At 73.3% G+C, this 12,984-nt stretch carries 11 protein-coding genes and 1 pseudogene; 11 read left to right on the top strand and 1 reads right to left on the bottom strand.

Features of this window, described 5'->3' with window-relative positions; all coding sequences use genetic code 11:
* Positions 1-80: 80 nt before the first annotated feature.
* Positions 81-575 (bottom strand): inorganic diphosphatase, encoded by a 495-nt coding sequence (gene ppa, locus U874_RS0110600; RefSeq protein ID WP_025134516.1) that lies wholly within the window; start codon positions 573-575, stop codon positions 81-83.
* Between the two features lie 392 nt (positions 576-967).
* Here ppa and tilS point away from each other — a divergent pair, with 392 nt between their 5' ends.
* The 11 genes and pseudogenes from tilS to lysS all read left to right on the top strand — a co-directional run bounded on the left by tilS (position 968) and on the right by lysS (position 12,919).
* The gene (tilS, locus tag U874_RS0110595; protein WP_025134515.1) at positions 968-2,179 is read left to right on the top strand and encodes a tRNA lysidine(34) synthetase TilS; all 1,212 of its coding nucleotides are present in this window, start codon (positions 968-970) and stop codon (positions 2,177-2,179) included.
* Positions 2,180-2,220: 41 nt separating this feature from the next.
* Entirely contained in the window at positions 2,221-2,781 is a 561-nt protein-coding gene (gene hpt, locus U874_RS0110590; RefSeq protein WP_025134514.1) for a hypoxanthine phosphoribosyltransferase, read from the top strand.
* A gap of 178 nt (positions 2,782-2,959) precedes the next feature.
* Entirely contained in the window at positions 2,960-5,092 is a 2,133-nt protein-coding gene (gene ftsH / locus U874_RS0110585; protein ID WP_025134513.1) for an ATP-dependent zinc metalloprotease FtsH, read from the top strand.
* A gap of 52 nt (positions 5,093-5,144) precedes the next feature.
* Positions 5,145-5,684, top strand: coding sequence for a GTP cyclohydrolase I (gene folE, locus U874_RS0110580; RefSeq protein ID WP_051582886.1), 540 nt, complete (start codon positions 5,145-5,147; stop codon positions 5,682-5,684).
* A complete protein-coding gene (gene folP, locus U874_RS0110575; protein WP_029988253.1) occupies positions 5,681-7,009 on the top strand; it encodes a dihydropteroate synthase in 1,329 nt (442 codons plus the stop codon). Before folE ends, folP begins: the two co-directional genes overlap by 4 nt.
* Entirely contained in the window at positions 7,006-7,551 is a 546-nt protein-coding gene (folK, locus tag U874_RS0110570) for a 2-amino-4-hydroxy-6-hydroxymethyldihydropteridine diphosphokinase (protein ID WP_025134510.1), read from the top strand. The genes folP and folK overlap by 4 nt, the downstream gene beginning before the upstream one ends.
* A complete protein-coding gene (locus U874_RS0110565) occupies positions 7,541-8,053 on the top strand; it encodes a DUF3180 family protein (RefSeq protein ID WP_025134509.1) in 513 nt (170 codons plus the stop codon). The genes folK and U874_RS0110565 overlap by 11 nt, the downstream gene beginning before the upstream one ends.
* 495 nt (positions 8,054-8,548) lie before the next feature.
* Positions 8,549-8,833: pseudogene (locus U874_RS15925) on the top strand (PH domain-containing protein); the annotation flags it as partial.
* Complete coding sequence (locus U874_RS0110555) at positions 8,830-10,539, top strand: PH domain-containing protein (protein ID WP_025134507.1); 1,710 nt, start codon at positions 8,830-8,832, stop codon at positions 10,537-10,539. The pseudogene U874_RS15925 and the gene U874_RS0110555, both read left to right, overlap by 4 nt.
* The gene (locus U874_RS0110550; RefSeq protein ID WP_025134506.1) at positions 10,539-11,273 is read left to right on the top strand and encodes a Rossmann-like and DUF2520 domain-containing protein; all 735 of its coding nucleotides are present in this window, start codon (positions 10,539-10,541) and stop codon (positions 11,271-11,273) included. The genes U874_RS0110555 and U874_RS0110550 overlap by 1 nt, the downstream gene beginning before the upstream one ends.
* 80 nt (positions 11,274-11,353) lie before the next feature.
* A complete protein-coding gene (gene lysS, locus U874_RS0110545; protein ID WP_025134505.1) occupies positions 11,354-12,919 on the top strand; it encodes a lysine--tRNA ligase in 1,566 nt (521 codons plus the stop codon).
* Positions 12,920-12,984 lie beyond the last annotated feature (65 nt).

Raw genomic sequence — 12,984 nt, 5'->3', positions numbered from 1 at the left:
CCCGGGCCCGTTCGCTGTGTTCCGGCTGCGCAGCCGCGCGGCCGTTGAGCTCTGCGGAGCTGCCTTGAGGTCTGCGGAGCTTAGTGGCCCTGAGCCGCGAGGCGCTCCTGCGCCTCGACGATCAGCTGCTCGGCGTCAGCCGCCGAACCCCACGCGTCGACCTTGACCCACTTGCCGGGCTCGAGATCCTTGTAGTGCTCGAAGAAGTGCTCGATCTCCTTGCGGGTGTACTCCGGGATGTCGGCGACGTCCTGGATGTGCGCCCAGCGGGGATCCTTGTGCTGCACCGCGATGACCTTGTCGTCGCCGCCCGCCTCGTCGCTCATCTTGAGCACGCCCACGGGGCGCACCTTGATGCCGACACCGGGGAACACCGGGTAGTCGAGCAGCACGAGCACGTCGAGCGGATCGCCGTCCTCGCCGAGGGTCTCCTCGAAGAAGCCGTAGTCGGTGGGGTAGACGAAGCCGGTGTAGAGCACGCGGTCGAGGTACACCCGGCCGGTCTCGTGGTCGACCTCGTACTTGTTGCGGCTCCCCTTGGGGATCTCGATGACGGCGTCGAATGCAGCGGTCATGCGCGCTCCTTCAATCGTGTGGTGGGCGGGCGGACTCCCGACCCAGCGGATAGTGCTGGCACCAGGCTACCCGACGCCCGCCGTGCCCTGGCCCGACGAACCCGCGCCCCAGCGCCGAACCCGCACCCCCCGTGTCGACCCCGCACCCCTCGTGTCGATCCCGCACTCCCAGCGACGAACCCGCAGTTCCAGCGACGAACCCGCCCTCCCAGCGACGAACCCGCAGGAGAAATCTGCGATCTCGGAACTTTGGGTGGGCCAGCCTCCGAGAATTCTGATTTCTCCTGCGGGATCGGAGGGCGCGAGTGGGGTGGGGTGCAGGCCCTGCAGAGCACCGGTTCTCGGGACACAGGCTCGGCAGGGCGACCGCGAGTGCCGAGTAGCCTGAGAGCATGTCCGATCGGCCCCTGCTCGACACCCGCCGCGCCGTCCGCCGCACCCTCACAGGGATCGCCGCGGACACCGACACCGGCACCGGCACCGGCACCGGCACTGGCACCGCCGAGCACGCGCCGCCGCTCGCCCTCGTCGCGCTCTCCGGCGGCGCCGACTCCCTCGCCCTCGCCGCCGCGCTCGCGCACGAAGCCCCGCGCCTGAACTGGCGTGCGGGCGCGATCCTCATCGACCACGGGCTGCAGCACGACTCCGCAGCAGTGGCCGCCCGCGCGGCCGCGCAGGCGCGCGAGCTCGGCCTCGACCCGGTGCTCGTGCGGCGCGTGCGGGTAGCCGAGCGCGCACCGGGCGGACCGGAGGCCGCCGCGCGAGCGGCCCGATACGCGGCGTTCCGCGATGTCGCCGAGGAGCGCGGCGCCCGCGTAATCCTCACCGGCCACACCCGAAGCGACCAGGCCGAGCAGGTGCTCCTCGCGCTCGCCCGTGGCTCGGGCACCCGCAGCCTGGCGGGGATCCCGGAGCAGCGGGACATCGGGGAGTCCGCGGTGCTGCTCCGCCCCTTCCTCGCTCCCGATCCCGAGATCACCCGGGACGTGACGATCGCGGCGTGCGCGCGCGCCGGGCTCGCGCCCTGGACGGACCCGCACAACGCGGATCCGGTGTACGCGCGGGTCCGCGTACGGCGTCGGGTGCTGCCCGTGCTCGTCGAGGAGCTCGGCGCGGGCGCGGCCGCGGGGCTCGCGCGCTCCGCGGACCTCGCCCGGGAGGACGCGGACGCGCTCGACGCGCTCGCGGCCGAGGCGCTCGCGCGCCTGCGCGCGCATCCGGCCGCCCAGCCGGCCCCGGCCGCCCAGCAGGCCCCGGCCGAGCCAGGCACGGCCGAGCCGCACACGGCCCAGCCGGCCCCGGCCGGGCCAGGCCCAGCCGAGCTCGCCCAGCCCGAGCCCACCCAGCCCGAGCCCGCCCCCATCGACCTCGACGCGCGGGGTCTCGCCGCACTCCCCGCCGCGATCCGGCACCGTGTGATCCGCCGGGCCGCGGCCGAGTACGGCGCGCAGCTCAGCCGCGAGCACACGCTCGCCGTCGCCGCCCTCGCCACCGAGTGGCGCGGGCAGGGGCCCGCCTTCGTGCCGGGGATCCGGGCGACGCGCGCGGGCGACGTGCTGCGGCTCGCCCGGCAGCAGGGATCGCCGCGCGCGGCGCGCGGCTAGGCCGTGCAGAACCGCCCAGCGGCGGGCACTAACATAGCCGCATGGATTCCACACACCTGGGGGATGACCTCTCCGTCGTACTGCACACCGAGGCCGAGCTGCTCACGCGGCTCGGGGAGATGGCCCGTGAGATCGAGGCCGACTACCCGGAGGAGCCGCCGCTCCTCGTCGGCGTGCTGAAGGGCGCCGTCATGGTCATGGCGGATCTCGCGCGCGAGCTGCGCTTCCACGCGCAGATGGACTGGATGGCCGTGTCCTCCTACGGGGCCGGCACGAAGTCGAGCGGCGTCGTGAAGATCCTGAAGGATCTCGACGCCGACATCACGGGCCGCGACGTGCTGATCGTCGAGGACATCATCGACTCGGGTCTCACCCTGTCCTGGCTGAAGGACAACCTCGAGAGCCGTGGCGCGAAGTCGGTGCGCATCTGCACGATGCTCCGCAAGCCCGAGGCGCTCAAGGTCGAGGTCGACGTCGCGTACGTCGGCTTCGATATCCCCGTCGAGTTCGTCGTGGGCTACGGCCTCGACTACGCGGAGAACTACCGCAACCTGCGCGACGTCGCGATCCTCGCACCGCACGTCTACGGCGGCGAGGCCTAATCCGCTCTCCGGGGCGCCCGCGTGAGCACGCAGGCGCCCCGGCCGCGCGGCTCGGCGGGCAGCGCTCCGGCTGCGCCCTGAGCGGACAAGCGGATTCCGCACAGTAGGTGGACAGTGGAATTGGTTACGCTTGCAACGGCTGGAACCCTCCGGCACGGCACCCTCGAAAGGCCCTGACTTGGCAGAGAATTCTCCGAAGAGCTCGACGAAGAGCAGGAAACTGTTCCGTGGCCCGCTCCTCTATCTGATCCTTGCCCCGCTGATCGTGCTGATCGGCTGGTCCCTCCTCTCGGGCGGCAACGTGCGCGAGGTCCCCACGAAGCAGGGCCTCGAGTTCATCGCCGACGGCAAGGTCGCCGAGGCCGAGATCATCGACGGTGACCAGCGCGTCAACCTGAAGCTCACGAAGGCCGACACGAAGCTCGCGACCGACGAGGTGTACTTCTACTACGTCTCGCAGCGCGGCGGGGCCGTCGTGGATGCCGTCACCGACGCCAAGCTGAAGGACGGCTTCACCGACAAGGTGCCGCAGCCGAACCCGCTGTGGTCGCTGCTCGGCTTCCTGCTCCCGCTGCTCCTGATCGGCGCGCTCCTCTGGTGGATGCTGTCGTCCATGCAGGGCGGCGGCCGCGGGGTGATGCAGTTCGGCAAGTCGCGGGCGAAGCTCGTCTCGAAGGAGACCCCGCAGGTCACCTTCGCGGACGTCGCCGGTGCGGACGAGGCCGTCGAGGAGCTCCACGAGATCAAGGACTTCCTGCAGGACGCCACGCGGTTCCAGGCCGTGGGCGCCCGCATCCCGAAGGGCGTGCTGCTGTACGGCCCTCCCGGAACGGGCAAGACCCTGCTCGCGCGTGCCGTCGCGGGCGAGGCCGGTGTGCCGTTCTACACGATCTCCGGTTCGGACTTCGTCGAGATGTTCGTCGGCGTGGGCGCGAGCCGCGTGCGCGACCTCTTCAAGGAGGCGAAGGCGAACGCCCCGGCGATCATCTTCATCGATGAGATCGACGCCGTCGGCCAGCGCCGCGGCCAGGGCATGGGCGGTGGCCACGACGAGCGCGAGCAGACGCTCAACCAGCTGCTCGTCGAGATGGACGGCTTCGACCCGAAGACCAACGTCATCATGATCGCGGCGACGAACCGCCCCGACATGCTCGATCCCGCGCTGCTGCGTCCGGGCCGCTTCGACCGTCAGATCGGCGTGGATGCGCCGGACATGCCGGGCCGACTCAAGATCCTGCAGGTGCACTCGAAGGGCAAGCCGCTCTCGAAGAACGTGGACCTCGAGGTCGTCGCGCGGAAGACCCCGGGCTTCTCGGGTGCGGATCTCGCGAACGTGCTGAACGAGGCCGCGCTGCTCACGGCCCGCTCGAACGCGCAGCTCATCGACAACCGCGCGCTCGACGAGGCGATCGACCGCGTCATCGCAGGCCCGCAGCGCCGCACCCGCGTGATGAAGGACCAGGAGAAGCTCATCACGGCGTACCACGAGGGCGGGCACGCGCTCGTCGCCGCGGCGCTGAATCACACGGATCCCGTCACGAAGATCACGATCCTGCCCCGCGGCCGCGCCCTCGGCTACACGATGGTGATCCCGCTCGAGGACAAGTACTCGGTGACTCGGAACGAACTGCAGGATCAGCTCGCGTACGCGCTCGGCGGCCGCGTGGCCGAGGAGCTCGTGTTCCATGACCCCACGACGGGCGCCGGCAACGACATCGAGAAGGCCACGGGCACCGCGCGCAAGATGGTGACCGAGTACGGCATGTCCGCGTCGATCGGCCCGGTGAAGCTCGGCCAGGCACAGCCCGGCGCCTTCCTCGGCGAGTTCGGTCAGAGCCGTGACTACTCCGAGGGGGTGGCCGTCTCGGTCGACACCGAGGTGCGCGCCCTGCTCGAGCAGGCGCACAACGAGGCGTACGAGGCGCTCGTGCTGAACCGCGACGTGCTGGATCGCCTCGCCGCCGAGCTGCTCGAGAAGGAGACGCTCGATCACCTGCAGATCGCGGAGATCTTCCGCGACGTGCAGAAGCTCCCGGAGCGCCCCACCTGGCTCTCGCACTCGGATCGCCCGGTCTCGGATCGCCCGCCGATCGAGGTGCCCGCTGCGGTGCGCACCGACGGCGAGCTGGCCGCGGCTGACCGCCCCGAGGACGCGGACACCGCGAGCGGCGCCCCGGCCGAAGCTCCCGAGGCCCCTGAAGCTCAGGCAGCTCAGGCAGCTCCGGAAACTCCCGCAGCTCCCGCGCCCACCGAGCCGCCGCGGAACCTGGGCGCCGCGCCCGCCGCGGACGACGCGGACGACGCACGGTAAGCGCGTGAGCGAGACCGTGGATCGCGAGCGCATCGCCGCGGCGGTGCGCGAGATGCTGAGCGCGATCGGATCCGACCCCGACTGCCCGGAACTGGCGAGCACGCCGTTCCGGGTGGCCGATGCGTACGCCGAGTTCTTCGCGGGCGTGGGCACGGATCCCGCGGGCTTCCTGAGCGACGCGGTCCCGGTCGGGGCGGACACGGGCGAGCTCGTGCTCGTGCGAGACATCACCCTCCGCTCGATGTGCGAGCACCACCTCCTCCCGTTCCGGGGGCGCGCGCACGTCGCGTACCGCCCCGGGCGCCGCGTGGTGGGGCTCAGCGCGATCCCGCGCGTCATCGAGACCCTCGCCGCCCGCCCGCAGGTGCAGGAGCGGCTCGGCGAGCAGATCGCGCAGACCCTCCAGGACGGGCTCGATCCCGCGGGCGTGCTCGTCGTGCTGGAGGCGAGCCACGGCTGCGTGTCGGATCGCGGCGTGCGCCAGGTCGACGCGACCACGGTCACCGTCGCCTCCCGCGGCGTGCTCGCGGAGCCCGCCGAGCAGGCGGCCGTCTTCGCGCTCCTGGCCCCGCCCGCCGGGGCCGAGCGATGAGCGCCGCGCCCCGCACGGAGGTGATGGGGGTGCTGAACGTGACCCCGGACTCCTTCAGCGACGGCGGCCGCTACACCTCCCTCGACGCCGCCCTCGCCCGCGCCGAACTGCTCGTCGCGCAGGGCGCCACCATCATCGACGTTGGCGGCGAATCGACCCGGCCCGGCGCCGAGCCGGTCGCCCCGGCGGTGGAGCAGCGTCGCGTGCTCCCCGTGATCGAGCGCCTCGCTGCGGCGGGGATCGCGGTGTCGATCGACACGATCCACGCGGAGACCGCCCGGGCCGCTGTCGCTGCGGGCGCGCGCTTCATCAACGATGTCTCGGGCGGGCTGAACGACCCGGCCATGCTGGGGGTCGCGGCCGCCGCGAGCCGCGAGCACGGCGTGCGCTTCATCGTGGGGCACTGGCGGGGGATCCCGGATCCCGGCCACGGCCGTTCCGCCTACCGCGACGCCGTCGCCGAGGTGCGCGACGCCCTCGCAGGACTCGCGGCGGCGGCGATCGCGGCGGGCGTCGCCCCGTCGGACCTCGTGCTGGATCCGGGCCTCGGCTTCGACAAGACGGGTGCCGACGGCTGGCGGATCCTCGCCCAGCTCGACGCGCTCACGGGGCTCGGTTTCCCCGTGCTCATCGGGGCCTCGCGGAAGCGGATGCTCGCCGAGGTACTCGACACCGTCCCGGCCGCGGCGCGCACGCCGCAGCCGGGCGCCGCCCCTGCCGCGGAAACCGAGCCCGCCGCGTCAGCCGGTACCCCCCACGAGCGCGATCTCGCGACCGCCGTGGTGAGCGCACTCGCCGCGCGCGCGGGGGCCTGGGGCGTGCGCGTGCACGACGTGGCCGGGACCGTGCAGGCGCTCGCGGTCGCCGCGGCCTGGGGGAGCGCGGCAGCTGGGACGCAGATCGCAGCCGCCCCGCCCGCACCCGCACCGTCCGCCCCGTCCGCGCTCCCCGAGGACCGGATCGTGCTGACGGGGCTCGAGGTGTTCGCGCACCACGGTGTCTTCGACTTCGAGCGCGCCGACGGGCAGCGCTTCCTCATCGACGCCGAGGTGGCGGTCGACCTTCGCGCTGCGGCCGCGGGCGATGCGCTCGGCGCGACCGTGCACTACGGCGAGCTCGCCGAGGCGATCGTCGCGGCCGTGCAGCGCGATCCCGTTGACCTCATCGAGACGGTCGCGGAGCGCGTCGCCGACGTCGCGCTCGGCTTCGCCGGGGTGCGGCAGGCCCGGATCACGGTGCACAAGCCGGACGCCCCGATTCCCGCGACCTTCGCCGATGTGGCGGTCTCCGTCGTGCGCCGCGCCGTCTCGGGAGGCGAGCGGTGATCGCGCAGGTGGTTCCCGTGTTGCTCGCCTTCGGGGCGAACCTGGGAGATCGGGGCGAGACCATCCGCGCCGCGCAGGACGAGCTCTCCGCTGCTCCCGGTATCAGCGGCTTCGTGGCGTCCCCGCTGCGCGAGACGATCGCGCTCACGCCCGAGGGCCCGGATCCGGACGCGCCGCGCTACCTGAACGGCGTAGCCACCGCCCGCACCACGCTCTCCCCGCACGAGCTGCTCGACCTCGTGCAGCGCGTCGAGGCGGCGCACGGGCGCACGCGCGAAGTGCGCTGGGGCGCGCGCACGCTCGACATCGACATCATCCTGTTCGGCGGTCGGGTCGTGCAGGACGAGCGGCTCACCGTGCCGCACCCGCGCGCACACGAGCGCGACTTCGTGCTCTCGCCGTGGCTCGCCCTCGACCCGGACGCCGTGCTGATGGGGCACGGCCGGGTCGCCGAGCTGCTCGAGCGCGTGGGCGACACGACGCTTCCGCTCGGGGCGTCGGATCCCGCGCCGCCCGCAGGGGAGGCGCCCCATGCGCGGTGAGGAGCGCACGGGCCCGCTCGCGGTCGCCGCGGCCGGGGCGATGGGCATCGCGATCGGTCTCGTACTGCAGTTCGCGCTCTCCGGGCGCGGGGCGCCCCCGTTCGTGCCGCCGCTCTCGCTCGCGCTCATGCTCGTGCTCATCGCCGGGGTGTTGCTCGCCCTCGGCATCCGGCTGCGCCGCATGGTTCGTGGGCGCGCGGGCGCGGTGAACCCGTTCCACGCGGTGCGGCTGCTCGCCACGGCGCGGGCGGGACAGCTCGTCGGTGCGCTGCTCGGCGGCTTCGGCGGCGGGCTCGCGCTGTCGCTCCTCGGGCGCAGCGTCCCCGCGCCGAGCGAGAGCTGGCTGCCCATGGTGCTCGTCTGCGCGGCGGGGGCGGTGCTCGTCACCTGCGCGGCGATCACGGAGCACCTGTGCCGGATTCCGCCCGGGGACGGCGACGCGCCGGAACCCGGCGACTCGGATCCGGATCCCGCGGGGCAGACCGCGTACCGGGGCCCGTAGCGGGCGCTGCGGCAGCCCCTCGCGAGTCCGCACGGCTCCCCGCGACTCCCGGTCGGGGGCGCGCTGGCCTAGGCTGGTGGGGTGACGAGTGACTCCCTGCCGCAGGACCAGAACAGCCCCGCCCCGGCCCACGCCGAGCCCGCCCCGGCGACCCCGGCCGAGCCGGCCGCGCCCGCTGCGCAGCCTGCTGCCCAGCCGGCAGCCCAGCCGGCCCAGCCTGCAGCCCAGCCGGCAGCCCAGCCCGCAGCCCAGCCGGCAGCCCAGCCCGCAGCCCAGCCAGCCGAGCCCGGCGCCGACTGGCCGCAGGGCGACGGCACCTGGCAGCGCGTCTCGCCGTCGTACGCCTGGGCCGATCTCATCGTCAACCTCGTGCTCGTGCTCATCGTCGGCGCAGTGCTCGCGTTCGTCATCGTGATCAACGCGGGGGAGCAGCGCCTCCTCCCGCTCCTCGGGCTCGCCGCGGTCGTGGTCGCCCTCCTCGTGAACGCGCTGTTCGCATTCCGCCGCGTGCGCGCGATCGGCTACATCCTGCGCGAGGACGACCTGCTCTTCCGGCGCGGGATCATGTTCGAGCGCGTGGTCGCCGTGCCCTACGGCCGCCTGCAGCTCGTCGACGTGACGCGGGGCCCCCTGCTGCGCGCGCTCGGGCTCGCCACGCTGAAGTTCGTGACCGCCTCCGCGGCCACCGGCGTCCAGCTGCCCGGGCTGCGCCTCGACGACGCCGAGGCGCTGCGCGACCGGCTCGTGCTGCTCGCCGAGACCCGGCGGTCGGGCCTGTGAGCGAGCTCCCCGGCACCGCGGATGCGCAGGGCTGGCGGCGGATGCACCCGCTCTCGCCGCTCCTGCGCGGCGGGCTCGCCCTGCTCGTCATCGCGGGCATCGTCATCGCGAACTTCCGCGACCGGCTGGTCGAGTTCTTCTTCGCCCGCGAGGCGCTCGACAACGAGGATCTCGCGGGGATCATCGATGAGCAGAACGTCTTCACGTACGTCGTGGAGCAGGGGCTCCTGCTGCTCGTGCTCGGCGGCGCGCTCGCGATCATCCTGCTGATCGTGCTGTTCTCGTGGCTCTCGTGGCGCTTCTCCAGCTACCGCGTCACGTCCGAGGCGGTCGAGACGCGGAGCGGGATCCTCTTCCGCAACCACCGCCGCGCCCCGCTCGAGCGCATCCAGAGCGTCAACCTCCAGCGGCCCATGCTCGCTCGCGCGCTCGGCCTCACGAAGATCGAGGTCGTCACCGCGGGGCAGGACGGCAAGGTGGAGCTCTCCTACCTCGGCCACGCCGACGCGAAGACCGTGCGCGAGCAGATCATGCGCCGCGCCGCGCAGAAGCGCCGCGGGGAGTCCGCGGAGGAGCCGATCGAGGGGATCCAGGGCCCGGCGGCCGTCGCCTTCGACGGCTCGGTCTACGACGCCGAGACGGCGGGCCTCGCCGGGCGCGCGCAGGACTTCGTCGACACCGACGTAGATCCGGAAGCGGTCGCGGCGAACGCGCTGGTGCGCGTGCCCGTGGGCCGGCTGCTCGGCAGCATCGCGCTCAGCTGGGAGGCGATCATGCTCATCGCCGTCGTCATCGCGGTGGTGATCGGCGGCGCGATCCTCGAGCCGTTCATGATTCTCGGTATCCTCCCGCTCATCGTCGTGATGGCTGGTGTGATGTTCAGCCAGTTCAACCGCGGCTTCAACTTCACGCTCTCGCGCGGCCGCGACACCGTGCGCACGGGCGCGGGGCTCACCTCCACGCTCACCGAGTCCATCCCGTTCGGCCGCATCCACGCGATCGAGGCGCGGCAGCCGCTGTTCTGGCGCCCGCTCGGCTGGTGGCGGGTGCGGATCACGACGGCCGGGCACTCGGTCGCGCAGGGCGGGCAGAACGCCGCGCAGAACGTGGTGCTCCCGGTCGGCGTGGAGGCCGATGTGCTGCGCGTCATCGACACGCTGCTCCCCGGCGTCGGCGACGATGACGCCGAGATCGCCGCGCTCCGCAACGGCCTGAGCGGGGCCGCGACGGGCTACCGCGGCGCGGGCCGGCGCTCGGGCTGGGTGCTCTGGTGGGGGCGCCCGCGGGCCGGCATCGCGCTCGAGGGGCTCGGCAGCGAGGACGCGACGCTCCGGATCCGCCGCGGCGTGCTCACCCGCTCGCTCTCGATCATGCCGATCGTGCGCGCCCAGTCGGTGCAGCTGCGTCGACCGCTCGTGCACCGCATGCTCGGGCTCGCCTCGGTGCAGGCGCACACCGTGCTCGGCCCCGTGCGCATGGAGATGCGCGGTCTCGCGCTCGGCGAGGCGCAGCGCGTGTTCGACGAGCTCGCGGCAGCGGTGCTCCGGATCCAGGGCGCCGAGGCGCGCCGCATCGCGGGCACACGCGCTCCGGCCGGGCTCCCCGCGGCCGCGCAGGCAGCCCCGGCTCCCGCGGCCCCGGCACCCGCAGTACCCGCAGCACCCGCAGCACCCGCAGCCCCGCCCCTCCCCGGGGGCGAGCGCTGATGCTGCCGGGCGCGCAGGAGTCGCGGCTCGGCGTCGGCGTGATCGGCGCGGGCCGCGTCGGCCCCGTGCTCGCGCGGGCGCTCGCGGGCGCGGGCCACGCGATCACCGGCATCTCCGCCGTGAGCGAGGAGAGCCGGGAGCGCGCCGAGGCGATGCTCCCCGGCGTGCCGATCCTCGAGGTGCCCGAGGTGGTGCGTCGCTCCGAGCTCGTGCTGCTGGCCGTTCCCGGGGACGAGCTGCCCGGCCTCGTCGCGGGGCTCGCGGCGACGGGTGCGTGGCAGCCCGGTCAGCTCGCGATCCACACCGCGCCCGAGCACGGCACGGGCGTGCTCGGGCCGGCGCTCGCGGCCGGCGTGATCCCGATCGCGCTGCACCCCGCGATCGTGTTCACCGGGACGAGCCTCGACCTCGGTCGGCTTTCGGGCGCGACGGTCGCGGTGACCGCGCCGGCGCCCGTGCTCCCCATCGGGCAGGCGCTCGCGGTCGAGATGGGCGCGGAGCCCGTGATCGTGCGCGAGCAGGACCGCGCGGCCTACGCCGACGCCATCACCGCCGCGGCCGAGCTGTCTCGCGCGGTCGTGCGGCAGACGACGGACGCGCTGCGCGCGCTCGGCCTCGAACGCCCCGATCGGCTCGCGGGCGGCGTGCTCCGCGCCGCCGTCGAGGAGGAGCTGCTCGCGGCCGCCGGTCGCGACGACGCGGCGGGGCCCGGCCCGCACGACGACGAATCCTGAGCCCCGCGCGGCTGGCCTAGGATGGTACGGACCGTCGGATCCTTGCGACGGACGTCACATCACGGAGGACACGCCCCCACATGAGCGATCAGAGCGCACCCCACGCAGTCGACCCGGCCACCGCTGACGCGGCCCCGGCCGTCAGCGCCGAGGAGATCTTCGAGCAGAAGCGCGTGCGCCTGGAGAAGCGCGACAAACTGAACGCCGGCGCCGGGCTCGAGGGCGGGGCCTACCCGGTCGCGGTTCCCGTGACGCACACGATTCCCGCGGTCCGCGCCGAGTGGGGCCACCTCGAGGAGACCCCCGACACCGCCTCCGGCGCGATCGTCGGCGTCGCCGGCCGCGTGGTGTTCCAGCGCAACACGGGCAAGCTCTGCTTCGCGTCGCTGCAGGCGGGCGACGGCACGCGCATCCAGGCGATGGTGAGCCTCGCCGAGGTGGGCGAGGAGTCGCTCGCCGCCTACAAGGAGCTCGTCGATCTCGGCGATCACCTCTTCGTGCGCGGCGAGGTGGCCTCGAGCCGCCGCGGCGAGCTCTCGATCATGGTCACCGAGTGGCAGATCGCGGCGAAGGCGCTCGCGCCGCTGCCGAACATGCACTCCGAGCTGAACGAGGAGACCCGCGTGCGTCAGCGGTACCTCGACCTGATCCAGCGCGAGCAGGCCCGCCGCAACGTCGTGACGCGTGCGCGCACGATGGCGAGCCTCCGCCGCACCTTCGCGGAGCGCGACTTCATCGAGGCTGAGACGCCGATGCTGCAGACGATGCACGGCGGCGCCTCCGCGCGCCCGTTCGTCACGCACTCGAACGCGTTCGACACCGAGCTCTTCCTGCGGATCGCGCCCGAGCTGTTCCTGAAGCGGGCGGTCGTCGGCGGCCTCGAGCGGGTCTTCGAGATCAACCGCAACTTCCGGAACGAGGGCGCGGACTCGACGCACAGCCCCGAGTTTGCGATGCTCGAGGCGTACCAGGCCTACACCGACTACGTGGGCATCGCCGACCTCACGCAGGACCTCGTGCAGAACGCCGCGCTCGCCGCGAACGTCGGCACGGAGCGCGAGGGCACCCAGGTCGTCGAGTGGGCCGACGGCACGCTCTTCGACCTCGGCGGCGACTGGGATCGCATCTCCATGTACGGCTCGCTCTCGGAGGCGGCCGGCCGCGAGATCACCCCCGAGACCTCGGTCGAGGAGCTGCTCGAGCTCGCCGCGGCCGAGGGCGTCGAGGTGAAGCTGCCGAACCACGGCAAGCTCGTCGAGGAGCTCTGGGAGCACTTCGTGATCGACTCGCTCACCCGACCCACCTTCGTGATGGACTTCCCGGTCGAGACGAGCCCGCTCACGCGGCACCACCGCTCGATCCCGGGCGTCGTCGAGAAGTGGGACCTGTACGTGCGCGGCTTCGAGCTGGCCACGGGCTACTCCGAGCTCGTCGACCCCGTCGTGCAGCGCGAGCGCTTCGTGCAGCAGGCGGCTGAAGCGGCCCGCGGCGACGACGAGGCGATGGGCGTCGACGAGGAGTTCCTGCGCGCGCTCGAGCACGGCATGCCGCCGTCGGGGGGCATGGGCATGGGCATGGATCGCCTCCTCATGGCGCTCACCGGTCTCGGGATCCGCGAGACGATTCTGTTCCCGCTCGTCAAGTAACCGGAGCCGGATCCGCGTGGAACGCCCACTCGCCCTCGGGCGGGTGGGCGTTCAGCTATCCCCGC

This window comes from Leucobacter sp. PH1c (assembly GCF_000633415.1).
In the GTDB taxonomy this organism is placed as follows: domain Bacteria; phylum Actinomycetota; class Actinomycetes; order Actinomycetales; family Microbacteriaceae; genus Leucobacter.
Note: the sequence above shows the minus strand (reverse complement) of the source record. Positions and strands in the feature narration are given on the sequence as shown.